Source organism: Microlunatus sp. YIM B11417 (assembly GCF_059617205.1).
Map to the genome: position 1 here is coordinate 85603 of NZ_JCAMPJ010000001.1, position 22386 is coordinate 107988.

At 70.0% G+C, this 22386-nt stretch carries 18 protein-coding genes; 14 read left to right on the forward strand and 4 right to left on the reverse strand.

The window, feature by feature from the left end; all coding sequences use genetic code 11:
• Nucleotides 1-397: 397 nt before the first annotated feature.
• Nucleotides 398-997 (reverse strand): hypothetical protein, encoded by a 600-nt coding sequence (locus AC6CCG_RS00445; protein WP_496652458.1) that lies wholly within the window; start codon nucleotides 995-997, stop codon nucleotides 398-400.
• A 414-nt stretch (nucleotides 998-1411) separates the two neighbouring features.
• Between AC6CCG_RS00445 and AC6CCG_RS00450 the strand changes: the two genes are divergently transcribed.
• The 13 genes from AC6CCG_RS00450 to AC6CCG_RS00510 are packed head-to-tail and all read left to right on the forward strand — an operon-like array spanning nucleotide 1412 to nucleotide 18799.
• Nucleotides 1412-6052, forward strand: coding sequence for a DUF4082 domain-containing protein (locus AC6CCG_RS00450; RefSeq protein WP_496652459.1), 4641 nt, complete (start codon nucleotides 1412-1414; stop codon nucleotides 6050-6052).
• On the forward strand, nucleotides 6049-7119 hold the full coding sequence (locus AC6CCG_RS00455) for a Gfo/Idh/MocA family protein (protein WP_496652460.1): 1071 nt from the start codon (nucleotides 6049-6051) through the stop codon (nucleotides 7117-7119). The genes AC6CCG_RS00450 and AC6CCG_RS00455 overlap by 4 nt, the downstream gene beginning before the upstream one ends.
• Nucleotides 7116-8120 (forward strand): NAD-dependent epimerase/dehydratase family protein, encoded by a 1005-nt coding sequence (locus AC6CCG_RS00460; protein WP_496652461.1) that lies wholly within the window; start codon nucleotides 7116-7118, stop codon nucleotides 8118-8120. The genes AC6CCG_RS00455 and AC6CCG_RS00460 overlap by 4 nt, the downstream gene beginning before the upstream one ends.
• A 1-nt stretch (nucleotide 8121) precedes the next feature.
• The gene (locus AC6CCG_RS00465) at nucleotides 8122-9264 is read left to right on the forward strand and encodes a DegT/DnrJ/EryC1/StrS family aminotransferase (RefSeq protein WP_496652463.1); all 1143 of its coding nucleotides are present in this window, start codon (nucleotides 8122-8124) and stop codon (nucleotides 9262-9264) included.
• A 7-nt stretch (nucleotides 9265-9271) separates the two neighbouring features.
• On the forward strand, nucleotides 9272-9919 hold the full coding sequence (locus tag AC6CCG_RS00470; RefSeq protein ID WP_496652465.1) for a NeuD/PglB/VioB family sugar acetyltransferase: 648 nt from the start codon (nucleotides 9272-9274) through the stop codon (nucleotides 9917-9919).
• Nucleotides 9913-10971, forward strand: coding sequence for a glycosyltransferase family 2 protein (locus AC6CCG_RS00475; protein WP_496652466.1), 1059 nt, complete (start codon nucleotides 9913-9915; stop codon nucleotides 10969-10971). The genes AC6CCG_RS00470 and AC6CCG_RS00475 overlap by 7 nt, the downstream gene beginning before the upstream one ends.
• Complete coding sequence (locus AC6CCG_RS00480; protein WP_496652467.1) at nucleotides 10968-12440, forward strand: oligosaccharide flippase family protein; 1473 nt, start codon at nucleotides 10968-10970, stop codon at nucleotides 12438-12440. The genes AC6CCG_RS00475 and AC6CCG_RS00480 overlap by 4 nt, the downstream gene beginning before the upstream one ends.
• Nucleotides 12437-13582 carry a DegT/DnrJ/EryC1/StrS family aminotransferase gene (locus AC6CCG_RS00485; protein ID WP_496652468.1) on the forward strand — a complete coding sequence of 382 codons (1146 nt, stop codon included), beginning with the start codon at nucleotides 12437-12439 and terminating at the stop codon, nucleotides 13580-13582. The genes AC6CCG_RS00480 and AC6CCG_RS00485 overlap by 4 nt, the downstream gene beginning before the upstream one ends.
• Nucleotides 13579-14826, forward strand: a complete 1248-nt coding sequence (locus AC6CCG_RS00490; RefSeq protein ID WP_496652469.1) for a rhamnosyltransferase WsaF family glycosyltransferase — start codon at nucleotides 13579-13581, stop codon at nucleotides 14824-14826. The genes AC6CCG_RS00485 and AC6CCG_RS00490 overlap by 4 nt, the downstream gene beginning before the upstream one ends.
• Complete coding sequence (locus AC6CCG_RS00495; RefSeq protein ID WP_496652470.1) at nucleotides 14804-15664, forward strand: hypothetical protein; 861 nt, start codon at nucleotides 14804-14806, stop codon at nucleotides 15662-15664. Before AC6CCG_RS00490 ends, AC6CCG_RS00495 begins: the two co-directional genes overlap by 23 nt.
• Nucleotides 15664-17127, forward strand: coding sequence for an O-antigen ligase family protein (locus AC6CCG_RS00500; protein WP_496652471.1), 1464 nt, complete (start codon nucleotides 15664-15666; stop codon nucleotides 17125-17127). The genes AC6CCG_RS00495 and AC6CCG_RS00500 overlap by 1 nt, the downstream gene beginning before the upstream one ends.
• Nucleotides 17124-18104 carry a glycosyltransferase gene (locus AC6CCG_RS00505; protein WP_496652472.1) on the forward strand — a complete coding sequence of 327 codons (981 nt, stop codon included), beginning with the start codon at nucleotides 17124-17126 and terminating at the stop codon, nucleotides 18102-18104. Before AC6CCG_RS00500 ends, AC6CCG_RS00505 begins: the two co-directional genes overlap by 4 nt.
• 2 nt (nucleotides 18105-18106) lie before the next feature.
• Nucleotides 18107-18799 (forward strand): hypothetical protein, encoded by a 693-nt coding sequence (locus AC6CCG_RS00510; RefSeq protein WP_496652473.1) that lies wholly within the window; start codon nucleotides 18107-18109, stop codon nucleotides 18797-18799.
• Here AC6CCG_RS00510 and AC6CCG_RS00515 read toward each other — a convergent pair.
• From AC6CCG_RS00515 to AC6CCG_RS00525, 3 genes are read right to left on the reverse strand one after another with little or no spacing between them, the layout of a single operon-like run.
• The gene (locus tag AC6CCG_RS00515) at nucleotides 18753-19805 is read right to left on the reverse strand and encodes an acyltransferase family protein (protein ID WP_496652474.1); all 1053 of its coding nucleotides are present in this window, start codon (nucleotides 19803-19805) and stop codon (nucleotides 18753-18755) included. The two genes, AC6CCG_RS00510 and AC6CCG_RS00515, sit on opposite strands and share 47 nt — an antisense overlap.
• 47 nt (nucleotides 19806-19852) lie before the next feature.
• Nucleotides 19853-20542, reverse strand: a complete 690-nt coding sequence (locus AC6CCG_RS00520) for a polysaccharide deacetylase family protein (RefSeq protein WP_496652475.1) — start codon at nucleotides 20540-20542, stop codon at nucleotides 19853-19855.
• Nucleotides 20539-21390, reverse strand: a complete 852-nt coding sequence (locus tag AC6CCG_RS00525) for a glycosyltransferase family 2 protein (RefSeq protein WP_496652476.1) — start codon at nucleotides 21388-21390, stop codon at nucleotides 20539-20541. Before AC6CCG_RS00525 ends, AC6CCG_RS00520 begins: the two co-directional genes overlap by 4 nt.
• Before the next feature lie 118 nt (nucleotides 21391-21508).
• Here AC6CCG_RS00525 and AC6CCG_RS00530 point away from each other — a divergent pair, with 118 nt between their 5' ends.
• On the forward strand, nucleotides 21509-22372 hold the full coding sequence (locus AC6CCG_RS00530) for a hypothetical protein (RefSeq protein ID WP_496652477.1): 864 nt from the start codon (nucleotides 21509-21511) through the stop codon (nucleotides 22370-22372).
• The last annotated feature ends 14 nt before the right edge of the window (nucleotides 22373-22386 follow it).

Genomic DNA, 22386 nt, shown 5'->3' on the forward strand with positions numbered 1-22386 from the left:
TCGGGCGGCCCGGGCGCTGAAGGCCCACGGCGTGATCCGTCGGGCATCCGGACGGGGTGGGGGGCGTCTACGGATTGCCCCGCGGTCTCAGCCCGACCACCGTACGCAGCCTGCGGACTCGTCGAGCTTCCCGGCCCCTCATCCAGGCCACGCCAACACGGCGGAGCTTGAACAGGGCAACGAAATGGAACACGTCGAACTGGACGCGTTCACCATGGATAGTCCCCCGAGTCTCCATGCGAACCAGCGGTCGAGCCGCCGACTCACAAACTCGACCCGTTCCCCTGTGCGACCGTCATCACACCGGTTCCCGGGCCTTGCTGGCTCATCGTACGCAGACCCCAACCGGATCGGCAATCCGGTGACCGCAACCTTTTCGTTATCGATCTCGGCGCCCTCACGGGGCGGTGATGGGCACCACCAGGAGGTCGGTGACGGTTCGCCGCGAATAGTCCCGCTCTTCCTGGGGGGAGGATCCGGGCGAGGCGATCAAGAGTTCGTAGCGGAGCCGGAGGGTGAGCATCCTGGTGCCCGGCGGGAGGGCGGGCAGGAAGAACTCCTGCCCGTAGGAGGCCGGGTCGGAGACCAGGAAGCCGGGCACGATCGAGGCCTCGTCGACCACGGGCGCCGGCGCCTCCACCGGCTCGGTGTCGTCGCGTGCATCCATGCCGATCGTCAACTTGGAGAGATAGATCTTCGGCTGGTTGTCCGCGCCCGGGGTGCGGGCCGAAGCGGTGACCCGGAACGGCTTCGTCGCCCCCGCGGTCCATTCCCGCACCGGCAACGACGTCCGGTACTCGACTCGTAGTTCGAGGTCGTCGGTGTCCAGGCGGCGGCTGAGCTTGCCGGACTTGAGGTCGCTGCGGACCTCCTTCGACTTCGGCTCCGGGGCTGCGGTGGTCCGCGGTGCCGGCGAGCTGCCGCTCGGCTCGGGACCGGACACCACCGGGTCGGGCTGGCTGCAGCCGGCGACCGTCAGTAGCGCGAAGATGATCATGAATGCCAGCCTGGACGAGGCCATGGTGAGTGCTCCTCCGGGTGCCAGTGCCGGGCTGGCCCCCCTGACCGGCCCGGCACACACCCGTTCAAGATCATAAGCACGGATTCGGCCGTGCGGGCCGGAATCGGTTCAGGTGAACTCTTCACCGCGGCGCCGATGAACGCGGCAAGAAGCAAAGATCACGTTTTGGTCACGGTCGAGCGGGTCCTGAGGGCGCAGGGTTAGATTGCATTTGCTCGACGGCCGAGGCGTCATGCACCGCCGTCGACGGGGGGAAATCTGGTCCGCGAGACGGGCCGACGGGGGATATCGGGGGAAGTTCTCATGGCACGACCCGTGATTCGCGCATGCCCGAATTCGGTGAGCCGCTTCTGGGTGGCTGTCCTTGTGCTGGCACTCGGAATGTCTGCGGTGGTTGCCACTGCTTTGCCGGCCGCGGGGGCGGCCTGCACGGGAAATGCGATCGTCTGTGAGAACCAGAAGGAGGGTACGCCGCGCGAGGAATGGGACATCGACGGAATCGGGGATGACTCCATTCAAGGATTCGCGACCAAGATCAGCGTCAACGTGGGAACCCGGGTCGAGTTCAAGATCGACACCGACGCCCGGGACTACGACGTCAAGATCTATCGGCTCGGCTACTACCGTGGCGCAGGTGCCCGCGAGGTCGGCGCGGGCACGCTGCGGACGGCGCTCCCGCAACGACAGCCGGCCTGTGCGACAGACCCGGCGACGGAGATCTACGACTGCGGAACCTGGGCCGTCTCGGCTTCCTGGGACGTGCCCGCCGACGCGGTCTCCGGGGTCTACATCGCCCGGCTGATCCGGTCCGACACGGAGGGCGATTCGCACATCCCGTTCATCGTCCGGAAGGACGGCAACACGTCCGACGTGCTGTTCCAGACGTCGGACACGACCTGGCAGGCGTACAACACGTACGGCGGCTCGAATTTCTACTGGGGCAAGGACAACGGCCGGGCGTACAAGGTCAGTTACAACCGCCCGTTCAACACCCGGGGCCTGGTCAACGGCCGGGACTTCCTGTTCGCCAACGAGTATCCGATGATCAGGTTCCTGGAGTCGAACGGGTACGACGTCTCCTATGTCTCCGGCCTGGACACGCACCTCGACCCGGCCTTGATCACCAAGCACAAGGCGTTCCTCTCGGTCGGGCACGACGAGTACTGGTCGCAGGCCCAGCGGGACCATGTCGAGGCCGCCCGGGACGCAGGCACCAACCTCGCCTTCTTCTCCGGCAACGAGGTCTACTGGAAGACCCGGTGGGAGCCGTCCCAGGACGGCACCAACACGGCTAACCGGACCTTGATCTGTTACAAGGACACCTGGGCCCATACGAAGATCGATCCGGTCACTCCTACGGCGACTTGGCGTGATCCTCGGTTCGGAGATCTCGGGCACGGTCCGGAGAATGAGCTCACCGGCACCCTCTATCAGGCAAATTCGACCGATCTTCCGATCAAGGTCAATGCCGAAGAAGGGAAATTGCGGCTCTGGCGGAACACGTCCCTGACCGAGCTGGCCGCCGGTTCGACGGCGACCCTGGCCAAGCACACCGTCGGGTACGAATCGAACGAGGATCGCGACAACGGCTTTCGGCCGGCCGGACTGATCCGGATGTCGACCACCGTGGGCCCGACTCCGGAGTTGTTATCGGATTTCGGAAATGTCGTAGCTCCCGGTACGACGACGCACCACCTGACCCAATACCGGGCGGCCAGCGGCGCCCTGGTCTTTTCCGCGGGGACGATTCAGTGGGCCTGGGGATTGGACATCAATCACGACGGCGAGGTCGAGCCGGTCGACCCGCGGATCCGTCAGGCGACGGTCAACATCCTGGCCGACATGGGTGCCCTGGCGAGCACGATCCAGGCCGGCCTGGTCCGATCCACGACGTCGACCGATCAGACTGCGCCGAGTACCACCATCACCGCTCCGGCCGCCAACAGCACGATCGGCCACGGCAGCCTGGTGACGGTCAAGGGCAAGGCGACCGACGTCGGCGGCCGGGTCGGCGGGGTCGAGGTCTCGGTCGACGGCGGCGTCAGCTGGCACCCGGCCGAGGGCCGGGAGAACTACAGCTACACCGGAGTCCTGTTCGGTCGTGGGGCCGGGGCGATCCAGGTCCGCGCGATCGACGACTCCGGGAACATCCAGCCCAGCCCGACCAAGATCAACATCAACTCCGACTGCCCGTGCAGTCTGTTCGGCGCGGCGACACCGACCACGGCCAGCACGGATGACACGGCCGCGGTCACCCTCGGCACCCGATTCACGGTCGCGGCAGCCGGCTTCATCACCGGCATCCGGTTCTACAAGGGACCGGGCAACACCGGCACACACACCGGCACCCTGTACGACGCGGACGGTGTCGAACTCGCCACGGCGACCTTCCGCAACGAGACCGCGACCGGCTGGCAGACGGTGACCTTCTCGTCCGCGGTCCCGGTCGTCGCCGGCCGAGAGTACGTCGCCGCCTACTTCGCCCCGAAGGGCGGCTATGCGGCTGATCTGCGCTTCTTCTCCTATCGGAACTTCACCTCGGGTGCGATGACCGCACCCGGCGGCGGTACCGCCGCCAATGGGGTTTTCGCGCCCAACGACGGCTTCCCGGGCGAGAGCTTCCAGCAGAGCAACTACTACGTCGACGCCATCTACTCACCCACCGACACCACACCCCTTGCGGTCTCCGCCGCGACGCCGCTCGACGGGCAGACCTCGGTGCCGTTCGGAACGGAACTGAAGCTCACGTTCTCCCGTGACGTCGCTCCGGCCTCGGTGGTGGTGACACTTCGGGACGGAGCGGGGGGCCAGGTCGCCGGCACGGTGACCCAGGACTCGGCGCGGAAGGCCACCTTCCGTCCGACGCAGAGCCTGCCGCCGGAGACCCGGTACACGGCGACAGCGACCGCCAAGACCACCGACGGGCAGGCGATGCCGGCGCCGTATCAGTGGTCCTTCACCAGTGCGCAACCTCCCGCAACGCCGGGAATCTGTCCCTGCACCCTGTACGACGACGGGACCAACCCGACCGGGCCGCCGGATCCTGAGAATTCCCTGGTCCAACTCGGTGTCGCGTTCCGGTCCACGACCGGCGGCCAGATCAGTGGCGTCCGGTTCTACAAGGCCTCGGGCAACTCGGGCCCGCACGAGGTTGCGCTGTGGACCGAGGCGGGCAACCGGCTGGCCACGGCCAAGACCACGACGGAAAGCACCGCCGGCTGGCAGCTGGCGACGTTCACCACCCCGGTGACGATCCAGGCGAACACGACCTATGTCGCCTCCTACACCGCACCGGACGGCGGCTACTCGGCGGAGTCGGGCGGCCTGGCCGCGCCGCGGGTACGGGAGCCACTGCGTACCGACGAGGGAGCCGGGCGCTATCGCTACGGCACGACCGGCGCGCCGACCTACACCTCCAACACCAACTACTTCGTGGATCCGGTCTTCCACACCTCGCCCGACGCCCGCCCCGTGGTCGTCGCGGTGTCGCCGGGCAACCAGGCCAGGTCCGTCCCGGTGTCGTCGCAGGTCCGGGTCACGTTCGAAGGCATGATCCAGCCCGGATCGGCGGTGATCAAGGTGCAGCGGCCCGACGGCACGACCGTCGCGGGGGCGATGGCCGGCGGTACGGCGACGAACGAGGCGATCTTCAAACCGACCGCCGCGCTGGCCGGGGGGACCACCTACACGGTGACGGTCAGCGGGGCGCGCAGCCCGTCCGGGGTGCCGATGGAGTCGCCGTACACGACGAAGTTCACCACCTCCGGGGTCGGCAGCTGTCCTTGCTCGCTGCTGGAGACCAGTACCGTCCCGAAGACGGCCGACGCCGGCGACGGCGGAGCGGTCACCCTCGGCCTGCGGTTCAAGTCGACCGTCGACGGGTACGTCACCGGGCTGCGTTACTACCGGGCGACGGCGAATACCGGAACGCATCGCGGCTCGTTGTGGTCGGCGACCGGCGAACGGCTGGCCACACTCACCTTCACGGACGGCCCGCCCGGCTGGCAGGTCGCCAAGTTCGACACCTCGGTCGAGATCCAGGCCGGCACGGAGTACGTGGCGAGCTACTACGCGCCCAACGGGCACTACGCCGCTGCCTCCGGGTTCTTCGACGAGCCGGTGGTCAACCCGCCGCTGCAGTCGGTCGGCTCCGGCGGGGTGTACGGCTACGGCTCCGACCGGTTCCCGAATGAGGGCTGGGGCAACAGCCACTACTACGTCGACGTCGTGTTCGACGACGGCGACACCGCCCCACCCTCGGTGGCGGAGACGTCGCCGACCGACGGGTCGACCCTGACCAAGGTCGGCAGCACCGTGACAGCTCGGTTCCAACGCGCGATCGACCCGGCCACCCTTCAGTTCGGTCTGAAGGTCACCGGCGGCGCCTCTGTCAGCGGGCAGACCAGCTACGACGCGGCCACCCGGACGGCGACCTTCCGGCCGGCCGACCCGCTCGCCTACACGACCGGCTACACCGCGTCGGTGTCCGCGAAGAACGTGTCCGGGGTGGCCATGTCGGCACCGCACAGTTGGACCTTCACGACGTCCGCCCGGCCGCCGTCCGGGCAGCAGTTCAGCCTGTTCCCGGAGTCGGCGACGCCACAGACCGCGGCCTGGGACGACACCGGGGCGGTCGAGGTCGGTGTTCGCTTCGAGAGCTCGACCGCCGGCGTGATCACGGCGATCAAGTTCTACGCCGGCCCGGGCAACACCGGCGCGAAGGTCACGCTGTGGTCCGCCGACGGCACGCGGCTCGGTACCGGCACCGCCGACTCGCCCACCGGCACCGGGTGGCGGGTGGTCGCCCTCGACACCCCGGTCGAGATCGACGCGAACAAGGTCTACCTGGCCAGCTACTACGCGCCGGCCGGCCGGTACGCGGTCACCGCGGGACAGTTCGCCTCCGAGTACACCGCCGGACCGCTGACGGTGCCCGCAACGGGCGGTGGCTACCGCTATCCCTCCGGTGCGCCGACCGCGACCACCGCAACGAACTTCTGGGTCGACGTGATCATGGTGGTTCCGCAATGACGGCGGCAGCACCACGGGTCGCCGTCATCGGCGCCGGCTACTGGGGGCCGAACCTGATCCGGAACTTCCTCGCCTCTCCCGCCTGGGACCTGGTCGCCGTCTGTGATCTCGACGAGGACAGGGCGCGCAGGGTGATCGGCAGCCGGACCGCCGTCGACGTCGAGACGTCGGTGGACCGGCTGCTGGCCCGCCCGGACCTGGACGCGGTCGCGATCGCCACCCCGGCCCGGACCCACGCGTCGCTGGCCCTGGCCGCCTTTGCGGCCGGAAAGCACGTGCTGGTGGAGAAACCGCTGGCCGAGAGTGCCGCGGATGCGGAGCTGATGATCGACAGTGCCCGGCGGGCCGGCCGAGTCCTGATGATCGATCACACGTACTGCTTCACGCCGGCCGCGCGCTACATCAGGGAGACCATCGAGGCCGGTGAGCTGGGCGAGGTGCTGTACGTCGATTCGACCCGGATCAACCTCGGCCTGGTCCAGCCCGACGTGGACGTCTTCTGGGACCTCGCGCCGCACGACCTGTCGATCTTGGACTTCGTGCTGCCGGGCGGACTCCGACCCGACTCGCTCTCGGCCGTCGGTGCCGATCCGCTGGGCACCGGCCGGGCCTGTGTCGGCTACCTGACCATGCCGCTGCCGTCCGGCGGCTCGGCCCATGTCAACGTCAACTGGCTGTCCCCGACCAAGATCAGGCAGGTGGTGATCGGCGGCAGCCGGCGCACCCTGGTCTGGGACGATCTCAACCCGCAGCAACGGATCTCGGTGTACGACCGCGGCGTCGACCTGACCGGGCCGGCCGCCGACGTCGGCGAGCGGACGGCCCGCGCGGTGTCGTACCGGATGGGCGACATGGTCGCTCCCGCCCTCGGCGAGCGGGAGGCGCTGGCCTCGATGGTGGCCGAGTTCGCCGCGGCGATCACCGAGCAACGCGAGCCGAGCACCGACGGCACCGCGGGGCTGCGGGTGCTGTCGATCTTGGAGGCGACCTCGGCGAGCCTCGCCGCCGCCGGCGCACCCGCGCAGGTGCGGGATCTCTCAGCGACCATGATCAAGGAGTACGTATGACCAACCCCCACCCGATCGAGGGATCGGTCGCCCTGGTCACCGGCGGCGCCGGAACGATCGGGTCGACCCTGGTGGACCAGCTGCTGGCGGCCGGCGCGGCCGAGGTGCGGGTGCTGGACAACCTGGTCCGCGGGCGTGAGGCCAACCTCGCGGACGCGGCCGCGGACCCTCGACTGACGTTGATCATCGGCGACATCCGGGACGTGGACCAGGTGGACGCGGCGACCCGGGGTTGCGACCTGGTCTTCCACCAGGCCGCGATCCGGATCACCCAGTGCGCCGAGGAACCGCGGCTGGCCCACCAGGTGCTGGTCGACGGCACCTTCAACGTGGTCGAGGCGGCCGCCCGGCACCGGGTACGCAAGATCATCGCCGCGTCCTCGGCCTCGGTGTACGGGCTGGCCGACGAGTTCCCGACCACAGAGACGCAGCACCCGTACCACAACGACACGTTGTACGGCGCCGCGAAGACGTACAACGAGGGCCTCCTGCGCAGCTACCACGCGATGACCGGGCTGCCGTTCGTCGCACTCCGCTACTTCAACGTGTACGGGCCGCGGATGGACGTGCACGGCCTCTACACGGAGGTCCTGGTCCGTTGGATGGAACGGATCGAGGCCGGTCAGCCGCCGATGATCTTCGGCGACGGCAGCCAGACGATGGACTTCGTCTTCACCGCCGACATCGCCCGGGCCAACGTGCTGGCCGCGCTCAGTGACGTGGACGCCGGTGTCTACAACATCGCCAGCGGGGTCGAGACGTCGCTGCGGGGGCTGGCGACGGCGTTGCTGGCAGCGATGGGCTCGGAGCTGGATCTGGAGTTCGGGCCGCAGCGGGCCGTCAACGGTGTCAGCCGCAGGCTGGCCAGCACCGTCGCCGCTGCGCAGGACCTCGGCTTCGGCGCCGAGGTCGGGCTGGCCGAGGGGCTGCGCCGGCTGGTCGCCTGGTGGCGGGCCGAGAAGGCCGAGATCGACTCCGCCGAGCCGGTGCCGGTGAGTTGAGATGACGCAGACCGCACTGTCCCGGATCAATGTCATGCTGCCGGAGTTGGGACAGGCCGAGATCGACGCCGTCACCGAGGTGATCAACTCCGGCTGGGTGGCGCAGGGTCCACGCGTCGCGGCCTTCGAGAACGCTTTCGTGGAACGGTTCTCGGCCGGTCACGCGGTGGCCACCACGTCCTGCACGACGGCCCTTCAGTTGGCTCTGATCGTCGCCGGGATCGGTCCGGGCGACGACGTGGTGGTGCCGTCGTTCTCGTTCATCGCGACCACCAACGCGCCGCGCTACGTGGGCGCGAGGCCGGTCTTCGCCGATGTCGACGCCGCCACCGGCAACCTCACCGCGGAGACGGTCGAGCAGGTGCTGACGCCGCGGACCCGGGCCGTGATCGCGGTCGACCAGGGCGGGGTCCCGGTCGATCTTGATCAACTCCGAGCCCTCTGCGAGCCGCGCGGGATCGTCGTCGTCGAGGACGCCGCCTGCGCCGCCGGCTCGACGTACCGCGGGGAACCGGTCGGTGCGTCGGCGATCGTCGCGGCCTGGTCGTTCCACCCGCGCAAGATCATCACCACCGGTGAGGGTGGCATGCTCAGCACCCCGCGCCGGGACTGGGCGGACCGGGCCCGGCGGCTCCGCGAGCACGCGATGGACGTCTCGGCTGCCGACCGGCACGCCTCCGTGCTGGCGCCGGCCGAGAGCTACGTCGACGTCGGCTTCAACTTCCGGATGACCGACCTGCAGGCGGCGGTCGGACTGGTCCAGCTGGGCCGGCTGGACGATCTGATCGCACGCCGCCGCACGCTGGCCGCCCGCTATGCCGACGCGCTGGCCGGGATCGACGGCCTGCGGCCGGTGACCGATCCGGAATGGGGGACGACCAACTTCCAGTCGTACTGGGTCGAGGTGGGCCCGGAGTTCCCGCTCGGCCGGGACGAGTTGTTGATCATACTGGCCGAGCACGGGATCTCGGCGCGCCGCGGAATCATGGCCGCGCATCGGCAGCCTCCGCACCAGGAGTTGATCACCGGACCGTTGCCGGTCACCGAGCGGTTGACCGACCACACGCTCATCCTGCCGCTGTACCACCGGCTGACCGAGGCCGACCAGGACCGCGTGATCGGCGTACTGGCCGAGGCGGGGTGACGAGCCGATGCGGGAACTGATCATCGTGGCCGCCAGCGGGCTGGCCCGGGAACTGATCATGGTGCTCCGGGCGTCCGGCCGGCTGCGGCCGCTCGGCATCCTGGACGACGACCCGGCCCTGGCCGGCAAGGTGATCCACGGCGTTCCGGTGATCGGGCGGCCGGCCCAGATCAGCGATCACCCGGACGCGGCGGTGATCATCGCGGCCGGACGGGGCGGCGACCGGCGGACGCTGGTGGAGCGGCTGGAGGCCCGCGGGGTCGACGCCGAACGCTACGTCACCGTGGTGGACCGTACCGTCCGGGTGCCGGAGAGCTGCCGGATCGGTGCGGGCAGCATCGTCCTGACCGGCACCGTGTTGACCGCCGACGTGGAGGTCGGCCGGCACGTCGTGATCATGCCGCGGGTCACCCTGACCCACGACGACAGTGTCGGCGACTACGCGACGCTGTGTGCCGGGGTCTCGCTCGGTGGCCAGGTCCGGATCGAACCGGCCGCCTACGTCGGGATGAACGCCTCGGTCCGGGAGGGCCGGACGATCGGCGCGGGCGCCGTTCTCGGGATGGGGGCCGCCGCCGTCCGGGACGTACCGGCCGGACAGGTGTGGGCCGGCGTGCCGGCCCGTCCGCTGTCCGGAGAGGACCGGCCGTGGTGACCTTCCTCCGTCCACAGCCGCTGACCCGACGGCCCCGGGTCAGCGTGGTCGTGCCCTGCTACAACTACGGCCGCTATCTGCCGGAGTTGGTCACCGGGCTGCTGGGGCAACAGCCCGGGATCGACCTGGACGTGCTGATCGTGGACGACGCGTCGCCCGACGGCAGCGGCGACGTCGCCGCGGCCCTGGCCTCCGGCGAGTCGCGGGTCCGGGTGCTCCGCCACACCGTCAACCAGGGCCACATTCAGACCTACAACGACGGCCTGGCGGAGGTGGACGGCGAGTACGTGGTGCTGCTGTCGGCCGACGACCTGCTGCCGCCGGGCGCGCTGACCCGGGCCGTGGCGCTGCTGGAGGCGCAACCCACCGTCGGCCTCGTGTACGGGTACGCGCGGTCGTTCAGCGGCGAGCCGCCGCAGACCTCGACCAAGGTCCGGAACTGGAGCCGCTGGCGCGCCTCGACCTGGCTGGATCTGTCGGTCCGGAAGGCCCGGTGCTTCATCTCCTCGCCCGAGGTGGTGATGCGGCGGGCGGCGCTGGACCAGGTCGGCTCCTACGATCCGCGGCTGCCGCACTCCGGCGATCTCGACCTGTGGCTGCGGACCGCGCTGTGGTGGGACATCGGGCGGGTGAACGGCCCGGCCCAGGCGCTCTACCGGGTGCACGACGCCAACATGCACCTGACCACCTACGCCGGCATGATCACCGATCTCCGGGAACGGCGCCGCACCTTCGAGTTGCTGTTCGACGAGCATGCGGTCAACCGGCCCGACGTGACCGCGCAGCGGCCGCTGGCGCTGCGGGCGCTGGCCCGGGAGTCGCTCCGGCTGGCGCTGCGGGCGCATCGAGATCATGGCGACCGGGCCCTGATCGAGGAGCATCTGGAGTACGCGACGGAGACGTACCCGGAGATCAGGACCGACGTGCTCTGGCGGCTCTGCCAGCTCGGGCCACTGAGCCGGCGTTCGCTCCCGGCCGCGCCGGCCCGCCGGTTCGCGTCCCGGGTCGGTCATCATCTGTGGTGGCGACACGAGCGGCGGTACGGGACATGACCGGGCAACGCGGGCTGAGCCTGTCGAAGCCCCCTCGGGACCCTTCGACAGGCTCAGGGCACGTCTCGGTGCGGCGCGGCCTGGGCTGGAGCACGGTCAGCAACCTGGTGCTCCGGATCGGCAACTTCGCGGTGAGCCTGATCGTCGCCCGGCTGATCGCGCCGGACCAGTTCGGCGTGTTCGCGGTCGCGCTCACCGTGTGGAGTGTGCTCGGCACCCTGGCCGAGTTCGGCCTCGGCTCGGACCTGGTCCGGGCTCGGGACCCGGAGCGCCGGATCCCGACCGTCGCCACCCTGGGCCTGCTCACCAGCGGGGCCCTGGCCGCCGGCATGGCCCTGCTCGCCGGGCCGCTGGCGGCCGCGTTCCGGTCGCCGGACTCCGCGCCGGTGATCATGGTGATGGCCCTGGCCCTGGCCCTGTTCGGCTTCGGGATCGTCCCGGCAGCCCTGCTGCAGCGGGCGTTCCGGCAGGGCACCCTGTTCTTGATCAACGGGACCGCCCTGGTCTGCTCGTCGGCGACCCTGACCGTGCTCGCGCTGTTCGGCCACGGTCCGATGGCGCTGGCGATCGGCCAGGTGGTCACCCAGGTGGTGACCGTGCTCGGCCTGTATCTGGCGACCCGCCTGCGGCCCCGGTTCGGGTTCGACCGCCGCCTCGCCGCCGAGTCGGCCGCCTTCTGCCTGCCGCTGGCGTTCGCCAATCTGCTGTCCTGGTTGTTGATCAGCCTGGACAACCTGATCGTGGCGCGGGTGCTCAGCCCGTACGAGCTCGGACTGTACGTGCTCGCCTTCAACGTCTCGTCCTGGCCGATGACCGCGATCGGCCAGTCGATCCGGGTGGTGGCCCTGCCCGCGTTCGCCAGACTGGAGACACGGGCCGAGCAGGGCCGGGCGTTGGCCACCGCGACGGGTCCGGTCTGGGCGGTCGCACTGCTGGTCGGTGTCGGGCTGGCGACCCTGGCCCAGCCGGCGATCGGCCTGCTCTACGGGGATCGCTGGCGGCCGGCCGCCGTCGCGCTGGCCGGGCTGGCGTTGTTCGGAGCGGTCCGGGTGCTGTTCGACCTGTTCGCGACCTACCTGATCTCGCTCGGCGCGACCCGGCCGGTGCTGCTGGTCCAGGTGGGCTGGCTGTTGATCATGGTGCCCGGCATGATCGCCGGCGTTTCCTGGCTCGGCCTGGCCGGGGCGGGGCTGGCGCACCTGGTGATCGGGCTCGGCTTCGTGCTGCCGGCCTATCTGTTCTGCCTGCACCGGGTCGGCGTGCCGGCGGCCGCGGTCCTGCGGTCCTGCCGGGCTCCGTTGCTGGTGATCATCCCGACGGTGGCCGCGCTGCTCGGTCTGGCCCGGCTCGGCCTGCCCGACCTGGCCGCCCTCGCCCTCGGAGCCGTCGTGGCCGCAGGTCTCTATGTCGTACCGCTGCACCGGTGGTGGCTGCGGCGGATCCGTTCCCTGGAAGGCGTTCGATCATGACTCTGGACATTCCGCTCGACGATCCGGCGGCCCGTCTCGACCCGGACCAGCCGGTCCCGTTCCTCGACTTGGCCCTGACCCACGGCGAGATCGCAGCCGAGGTCGCCGACCGGCTGGCGGCGGTCCTGGCCAGCAACGCCTTCGTGCTCGGGCCCGAGGTGGCCCGGTTCGAACAGGAGTACGCGGCGTTCTGCGGGACCAGGCACTGCGTCGGCGTCGGCAACGGGACCGACGCGATCGAGTTGGCGCTCCGGGCCGCCGGGATCGGCCCGGGGGACGAGGTGATCATCCCCGCGAACACGTTCGTCGCGACGGCGGAGGCGGTGGTCCAGGTCGGCGCGACGGTCGTGCTCGCGGACTGCCGGTCCGATCACCTGATCGATCCGTACCAGGTGGTGACGCGGCTGACCCGGCGCACCCGGGCCCTGATCGGCGTCGACCTGTACGGCCAGGTGGCCGACTTCGGCACCCTGCGCGCAGCCGTGCCGGACGATGTGCTGTTGTTCGAGGACGCCGCCCAGTCGCAGGGCGCCGCCCGGCTCGGCCGCCCGGCCGGCTCGTTCGGGGCCGCGGCCGCGACGAGCTTCTACCCGGGCAAGAACCTCGGCGCGTACGGGGATGCCGGCGCCGTCACCACGAACCGGCCGGACCTGGACAGCGGCCTGCGGGCGCTGCGGAACCATGGCGGCGTCGATCGCTACCAACATGATCAACTCGGCCGGAACTCCCGGCTCGACTCGATCCAGGCCGCGGTCCTGTCGGTCAAGCTGCGCCGGCTGCGCGGCTGGAACGAGCAGCGCCAGGCTGCCGCCGCCCGCTATCGGGAACTGCTGTCCGAACACCCGGAGGTGGAGTTGCCCGAGGTCGCGCCCGGCAATGATCACGTCTGGCACCTGTTCGTGATCGAGGTACCGGAGCGGGACCGGGTGCTGGCCGAGTTGGCCGGCGCAGGCATCGGGGCCGGCATCCACTATCCGGCGCCGATCCACCGGATCAAGGCCTTCGCGGACCGGTTCGTCGGCGAGCGCTACCCGGAGGCGGAGGCCGCCGCGGAACGGATCCTGTCGCTGCCGATCTTCCCGGGGATCACCGCTGCCCAGCAGGAGCGGGTGGTCGACGTGTTGATCAAGGCACTCCGATGACGGCCCGGCCGCGGCTGCCCGACGCCGCCCAGCGGATGATCATGCTCGCCGGCAAGGGCGTGCGAGCCGTCCGCCGAGGCGGTGTCTCGGCCGCGGCCGATCGCCTGGTGCGCTTCGCGTACCGGCAGATCGGGGCCGGGTCGAGCGAACCGCCCCTGCTGACCGACGGCATCGCCGACTCCCGGACCTTGCGGCTGCCGGTGCCGACGACAGCGCCCGCCCGGGGTCGGCCGCTCCGCGTCGGTTGGGTGGCGGATCCGCCGGCGCTGGGTTCGGGCGGGCACACGACGATGTTCCGGATGATCACCGCGCTCGAGGCGGCCGGTCATCGGTGCGTCCTCTTCCTCGACGACCGCTGGGGCGGAGACCTGGACCAGCACCGGCTGATCGTCCGGCGGGGCTGGCCGGCGGTCCAGGCCGAGGTCCGGCACGCGGCGGACGGCATCACCGGGGTCGACGCGGCGGTCGCGACCGGCTGGGAGTCGGCGCACGCGCTGGCCCGGTACGGCGTCGGGCCGATGCGCCGGCTCTATTTCGTCCAGGACTACGAGCCGTACTTCTTCCCGCACGGCCCGGAGTACGCCCTGGCCGAGGACTCGTATCGCTTCGGGTTCCGGTGCATCGCGCTGGGCGACATGGTGGCGACGGCGCTGCGGACCGAGGTCGGGATCGAGCCGGACGTGACGCAGTTCGGCTGCGACACCGACGTCTACCGGCTGGCGCCGACCGGGCCGCGGACCGGGATCGTCTGGTATGCCCGGCCCGGTGCGGCTCGCCGCGGCTACTGGCTGGGCAGCCTCGCCCTGGCGGAGTTCCAGCGTCGGCACCGGGAGGTGCCGATCCATGTCTACGGCGACGCGCCGCGCTCGCTGCCGTTCCAGGCGATCCGGCACGGCCGGCTGACCCCGGACGAGCTGAACTCCTTGTACAACACCTGCATCGCGGGACTGGCCCTCTCCTTCACCAACATCTCGCTGGTGGCCGAGGAGATGCTGGCCGCCGGCACGATCCCGGTGATCAACGACAGCCCGCGGGCTCGGGCCGACCTGGTCAATGATCATGCCCGTTGGTCGAGTCCGACCCCGGCCGCGATCGCCGATGCACTGTCCATGATCGTCACCGACAGCGATCCGGGCCGTCCGGTCGCCGCGGCGGCGTCGGTCCGCCGAGGTTGGGGGCCGGCCCAAGCCGATCTTGTCCGAGTGGTGGAGGAGGAAGTCTATGGCCGACAACTCGTCTCCTGATCGTGCGGTGACGGGTCTGTACCTGTCCGACCTTCTGGGCGTACTGCGCCGCCGGTGGTACGTCCTGCTCGTCGGGCTGCTGCTGGTGGCCGGGGGAGCCGGTGCGGTCTTTCTCAAGGCGCCGGTCAGTTACCAGGCCACCGGTCAGTTGCTCCTCCTGCTGCCGCCGCAGGCCGGGGGTGACAAGCCGATCAATCCGTACCTCAATCTCGATCCGGGGCTGGCCACGACCGCCGCCCTGATCGCGTCGACGATGAACGCGCCCGAGTCCCAGCGTGCGCTGGAGGAGGCCGGTCATACGGCGCAGTACTCGATCGCGTTGACCCCGAACACCGGACCGCTGCTGGTGATCACGACCGAGGGGCCGGATCCGCAGCAGGCCATCGGCACCCGGGACGAGGTGATCCGCCGGTTGCAGGCGGAGCTGGATCGGATCCAGACCGAGGAGAACGCGCCGAAGCGGCAGTTCATCCACACGCGCACCAACAGTACGTTCAACGAGGCGGAGGCTCTGACGGGCGATCGCACCCGGGCCGTCGCCGCGGTCGGCGCTGCGGGCCTGCTGGCACTGCTGCTGGTCGTGGTGGTCTGGGACCGGATCGCCGCCAGGCTCCGGTCGCGCCCGCGGCCCAGCCGCGCGCGGCCGACCGTTGAGGCGGAGCCGGAACCGGAGCGGGAAGCTCCCTCGGAGTCATCGCTCCCTGAGCCGGGGCCGCAGGTCCTTCCACGCCCCGATCATGTCGAGGGGCCGACCTCGATCGCCGCGGACCGCGACGCGTCCGGACCCACCGCCGACGAGCCGGACCCGGCCGAATCGGTCACCGCCGGCCGAAGGTGATGATCATGGTCGCCCGGGCGCGGTCCCGGTTCCGGACCTGGCTGGTCCGGATCAGCACGCCCGGGGACGCGCTGCCCGCGGTGATCTTCGTGGTGGGGTACGCGGCCCTGCTGCTGTTGATCCCGGCGCAACTGGTGATCAAGCCCTTGGGCTCCGTCGGCTCGCCTGCCCTGCTGTGGGGAATCTGCGCGCTGATCTGGTGGACCTTGATCACCCTGCGCGGGCGCAACCCGGTCCGGGGGCCGACCGCCCTGCGCGTCGGCTTCGGTCTGTTGACGTTGTCCGTCCTGGCCGGCTATGCCGCCGGACACCTCACCGGCTGGTACGCGCCGCCGAGCATTCGCCAGTCCACCGACGAGGACTGGACCCTGCTGCCGTCGTCGGTCGGCGAGATCACCTCGATGATGATCTCGGCCGCCGACCGTGGCCTGATCACGTTCGCCGGCTGGCTCGGGATCCTGTTGATCTGCGCGGACGGGCTGCGGTCGCGGGCCGACCTCGACCTGGTGCTGCGCTGGCTGGTCCGGTTCGGCGCCTTCGTCGCAGTGCTCGGCATCGTGCAGTACTTCAGCGGGTACGACATCGCCGGCCTGTTCCAGCTGCCCGGTCTGACCGCGAACTCCGACTTCGGGGCGGTCGATTCCCGGTCGGTGGTGAACCGGGTCGTGGCCACGGCGACGCACCCGATCGAGTTCGGGGTCGTGATGGCCGGACTGCTGCCGCTGGCCCTACACCGGAGCCTGTTTCCACGATCACCGACGGGCAGCCGGTTCCTCCGCTGGGTGCCGACGATCTTGATCGGGGTCGCGCTGCCGATGTCGGTGTCCCGGTCGGCCGTCCTGGCTGCCGGGGTGGCCGGGTTGGTGATGTTCCTCGGCTGGTCCTGGCGGTGGCGGCTCCGGGCGCTGGTGATCCTGCCGTTCGCCGCGGTCGGGATGCGGCTGCTGGCCCCCGGCCTGATCGGCACGATCCGGTCGTTGTTCACCAACCTGCTGAACGACCCCAGCGTCTCCGGCAGGACCGACGACTACGCCGTGGTGCTGGCGCTGTACGCGGAGAATCCGTGGTTCGGCCGCGGCCTGTTCACGTTCGTCCCGCGCTACTACCGGATCCTGGACAACCAGCTGCTGATGGTCCTGATCGAGCTGGGTCTGTTCGGGCTGATCGCCCTGGTGATCGCCTTCGGCTCGGCGCTCGGCAGTGCGCTGCTGGCCCGGCATCGGACCGCCGATCCGGCACTGCGGCATCTGGGGCTGGCCGTGGCCGGTGCGATCTGCGGGATCGTGCTGAGCTACGGGACTTTCGACGCCTGGGGCTTCCCGATCGCCACCGGCCTCGGCTTCCTACTGTTCGGCCTGGCCGGCGCCGCGGTCAACCTGACCCGTCGGCCGGGCGACCTGACGACCCGACCGACCGTGATCACGCCGCCGGCCCGCGGCGTGGAAGTGGAGTCCCGGACATGACCGATCCCTCCGCCGAGCAGGTGGCCATCTGCGTCGTCACCTACAACAGCGCCGCCCAGCTACCGGGCTTGATCGCTTCGCTTCCCGACGGAGCGAGCGGCGTGGCCTGGCGGCTCGTCGTCGCGGACAACGCGTCCTCCGACGAATCGGTGGAAACGGTGCGACGGCTGGCACCTGAAGCCACGCTGGTTCAGGTCGGCCGGAACGCCGGTTATGCGGCCGGCGTGAACGCCGCTCTCGCAGCCGCCGGTCCCTACACCGCCGCGCTGGTGCTCAATCCGGACGTGCGGCTGAAGCCCGGTTGCCTGGCGACCCTGCTGCGCGCCCTGCGGGAGCCCCGAGTCGGGATCGCGGTGCCTCGACTGATCGACGCGGCCGGGAAGTTGATCTTGTCCCAGCGGCGGGAACCGACCCTGGCCCGGGCCTTCGCCGATGCCCTCATCGGCGCCGAACGAGCCGGCCGCACGGTGCGGTTCGGTGAGGTGGTCAGCGATCCGGCGCGCTACCAGCGGACGGTTGATCTTGACTGGGCCGAGGGTTCGACCCAGTTGATCAGCGCCGAGTGCCTTCGAACCTGCGGATCCTGGGACGAGTCGTTCTTCCTCTACTCCGAGGAGACCGAGTTCGACCTCCGTGCTCGTGATCATGGATTCGCCACCCGGTACGTTCCGGCCGCCGAGGCCGTCCACCTGGAGGGCGGCTCCGGGCAGAATCCGGCGCTCTGGTCGCTGCTGGTGCTGAACCGGGTGCGGCTCTTCCGGCGCCGCAACGGGCTGCCGCGGGCGATCCTCTTCTGGCTGGCGATCCTGCTGCGTGAGGCGAGCCGCGCCGTCCTGGGCTGGCGGACCAGCCGGGCCGCCCTGCGCCGGCTGATCGATCCGCGGTCGATCCCGCGGATGTTGGCCGCGACCACGGTTCGCGCCGGCTCGAGCTCCATGGCCGGATCGACCATGGCATCACCACTCGGGGAGATTTGATCATGTCCATCGCCAGCATGCTCCGCAACGCTTTCGTCGATGCACCGACGTCGCTCGGTGCCAAGGCCCGGAACCGGCGCTGGGAGCTCTTCCGGCAACGGTTCCCCACGATCGAGGAACTGCGGGTGGTCGACCTCGGCGGGACCGCCGAATCCTGGCTCCGGTCGCCCCTGCAGCCCGCCCACGTCACGGTCGTGAACCTCACCGAACCGGGCGAGAGCACTGATCGGATCACCGCAGTGACCGGCGACGCCTGCGATGCGGTCCGGGTGCTGGAGGACGCCGTCGGCCAGACCCGTTTCGATCTTGTCTTCTCCAACTCGCTGATCGAACACGTCGGTGGCCACGCCAACCGGCAGCGACTTGCCATGGCGATCCGCGAGCTTGCGCCGTACCACTGGGTGCAGACGCCCTATCGCTATTTCCCGGTGGAACCGCACTGGCTGTTCCCGGGCATGCAGTTCCTCCCCGTCGCCGCCAAGACCAAGATCGAACTCCGGTGGCCGTTCACGCACACACGGTCGACGTCCGTCGAGGAAGCGCGATCCTCGGTGCTGTGGACCGAGCTGATCGGGATCACGGAATTGCGGCACTATCTCCCGGAATCGGAAATCCTGCACGAGCGGATGGCCGGGCTGATCAAGTCGATCATCGCGGTGAAAGCTGAGCCGCCTTTGTCGGAAACCGCGTCTTGAGTCGTAGAAACGGCATTTCGACCACGCGGTAGGACAGTGCCGGAACCAGGAAACTCAGGACGAGCACGACGGGAATGACGGGTATCCACTGGGGTAACGCAAAGCCGGCCAAGGCGGAGAGGGGTGGATTCCAGAGATAGATGCCGTACGAGCGTTTCCCGATCCACACCAGTGGCCTGGCGCCGAGAACTCGTGCCGTCGGTCCCTGTGGGCTCTGAACCAGAATCGCGATGAGGACGGTCGACGCGACGGCCACGGCCAGGAAGCCGCCGTAACGATAGAACGGTGTGGTCAAGGTGTCCGGCAGCACGACGAACAGAGCCAGGAACGCCACCGCGGGCAGGGCGTACCTTTCCCGCACCGGCACTCGATACCGAGCCAGCACCAGCGCCAGCACGCAGCCGATCAGGAGCGTCGAGGCCCGGGTGTCGGCACCGTAGTAGACCCGCTCGATCGACCAGCCGCCCAGGGTCACGCCGAGTCGATAGATCACGGCGACCGCCGCAACGGCCGCGATGATCGGAAGTCGGAAGCGCCTCGCCCTGACCGTCACCAGCAGCAGCACCAGCGGCCAGACCATGTAGAAGTACTCCTCGACCGCCAGTGACCAGGTGTGCGTGAGCGGTCCGAGGTGGTGACCCGCAGCCATCACGGGCGAAGAGATGTACGCCACCGCGGCGAACACGGCGAACAGGCTTTCCCTCCGGTCTTCTCCGTCGAGAAGCACCAGGTACGCGACGGTCAACGGAATGGCGAGGGCGAAGAGCGCCGGCAGTAACCGCAGGGCCCGACGCAGGTAGAAGTTTCGGAACGAAATCCGGCCGGTACGGTCGAGTTCGGCCACGAGAATCCGGGTGATGAGAAAGCCGCTCAGAACAAAGAACACGTCGACGCCGACGCCCCCGCCCGGAAACCATGGCACGAGCGTATGAAACAACACGACCGCCACCACAGCGAGAGCCCGGACCCCGTCGAGCGGTGGCAGATATCCCCGATCTACCCCCATAGGCGGAGCCTATCCTTGAAATTTCGCTCGCTGGGCCAAACGCGAAATCAGACGACGGGAGTCACCGCTCGGCCGATGCCTGGTCGCAGGCTCTTGTACAACGAGGCTGCGCGATATCGAGCCCGCTGCCTCAGCGTTCGTGGGCCGAGGAGTTCGCGCTCCAAGGAGCCGACGGTGTCGCCGGTCCGCACGCTGTAGCGCGGCTGCAGCCAGCTGCCCGGCGTGGCCGGCGCCCGGTCGCTGCTGAAGACCCGGCGATAGCCGAGGGTACGGAGCCGGCCGAGGACCCGTCGGTCGTAGCGGCCGAGCGGCAGCGCGGCCTGCGCGATCTGGCGCCCGGCCGCGTCGGCCAGCTCGGCCCGGGCCAAGATCAACTCCCGGTCCAGGTCCTGATCATCGAGCCCGCGCCAGGGCCGGTGGGCCAGGCCGTGGGTGCCGATCGTCATCCCGACCCGGCCCAGCTCGCGCACGTCGGCCCGGCTCAGGCTGCCGGCCCGGTCCAGCCGGCCGGCCAGCGGGAAGAAGGCCGCGGTCAGGCCGCGGCGGAGCAGGGCGGGCAGCCCGAGCTGCAGGTCGGAGGCGTTGCCGTCGTCGAAGCTGAGCCGGACGTCCGGCCGGGAGCCGAAACGATCAAGGACATCCTCGTACAGGTCCGGCTCGATCCAGTAACCGGCCTCGTCCGGTTCCAGCTCGCGCTGCGGCGCGCCGATGCCGTGGAAACAGAGGTTGATGATCATGATCGACTCCCACTGCTCCAGGCTGTGCCGGGCGCCGCGCGCCGGGCCAGCACGGCGGCGATCACGGTGACCGCCGCATAGACCGCTCCGGCCGGCGCCAGCCGCGGTTCCGGCAGCACCACCTCGCGCAGCCACGCCCAGCGGTCCGCCGGCCGTACCGCCACTGCCAGTTGATCATCGCGGCCCGACTGGCGGAGATCGTTGTTGCCGCGGCGGACCCGGGACAGCCGACGGATCAGCTGGCCGGTCCGCAGTGGGGTGGCCACCTCGACGACGGTGTCCAGGCGCAGCTTCTCGCTGTCGTCGAAGATCGAATCGAGGAAGAGGTCGTCGGCGATGACGTCCGGGAACCGCTCGAACCGGGTCCGGCCGCGACCGGACAGCGCGATCACACCGCGCCCGAAGAGCCCGCGGTGATACACGGGAAGTCTTTGATTGATGGCGAAATAGGACCGGACCGCCCATGGCCGGCCGGCCAGCTCGAGCCGTCGGTGCGGCACCGCGGCCCGCGGCGGCCCGTGCGGTGGCAACGCGCGGTCCAGCTGGGCCAGATAGTCCGGCGGAAGCAGGATGTCGGCATCGAGGTAGACCCGGCGGAAGCCGCGGGCCGCTCGGTCGGCGGCGTTCAGCGCGCCGGTCTTCCCGGGCTGCGGCAGGTCCAGCACCGTCACGCCGCGGTGGCGACGGGCCACCTCGGCGGTGTCGTCATGGCAGCCGTTCGCCGCGACGATGATCTCGTACGGCGGGGCGTCCTGCTGCGCCTCGATCGCGGCCAGGCAGGCGCCGATCACCGCGGCCTCGTCATGGGCCGCGACGATGATGCTGATCAAGGTCTCCGTCGTCGTCATCGGCCCTCCCCCGAGTAGCGCGACGCACCGTCGAGACCACGATAGTGCCGTCCTCGGCGGCGTGGTCGAAAATCACGGAATCCCTGCCAGGACTGGACGATCGACGTATCGTCGAAGCGTGGCCGAGGGCGCCGGACTCGAGGTCCGACCGATCACCGCGGAGGATGTGGAGCAGGTCGCACGGTTCCTCTCCGCGGAGCTGAACAGTCGGCTCTCCGCCGAGACCTGGGCTACCGCGATCGTGCCGCCCTGGCCGGTCACCGCGCCCAATCACGGATTCCTGCTCGCCGACTCGGGGCGGGTGGTCGGCGTCCAGCTCGCGATCTACTCCGAGCGGATGATCATGGGCCGGACCGAACGGTTCTGCAACCTCGCCGCCTGGTGCGTCCTGGACGACTTCCGGCTGCACGGCGTACGGCTGCTGCGGTCGGCCCTGGCCCAACCCGGCTACACGTTCACCGACCTGTCGCCGAGTGGTTCGGTGATCGCGGTCAACCAGCGACTGAAGTTCACCGAGTTCGACACCCGGTCGGTGCTGCTGCCGAACACGCCCTGGCGGGCGAACCGCTCGATCGCGATCACCGCCGAGCCGGTCGCGCTGACCGCGGCCCTGACCGGCGACGAGCTCCGGTACTACCGTGATCACCGCGGCTGCCTGGCCGCCCGGCAGGTCCTGATCACCCACGCGGGCGAGAGCTGCCTGGTGATCTACCGGAAGGATCGCCGCAAGGGAATCTCGGCCTTCGCTTCGCTCCTGTACGCCAGCCGGCCGGAGCTGCTGCGGCGGGCGCTGCCCGACCTGCGGGCCTACCTGCTCCGGCGGGACCGGCTGATCGCAACGCTGGCCGAGGTGCGCCTGGTCGGCCGGCCGCCGGGAGCGGTCGATCTGCCGGCGACCCGGCGCAAGATGTTCCGGTCGGACCACCTGACCACCGAGCAGGTGGACTACCTCTACAGCGAGCTGACCTGCGTGCCGTGGTGAGCCGCGGTTGCCAA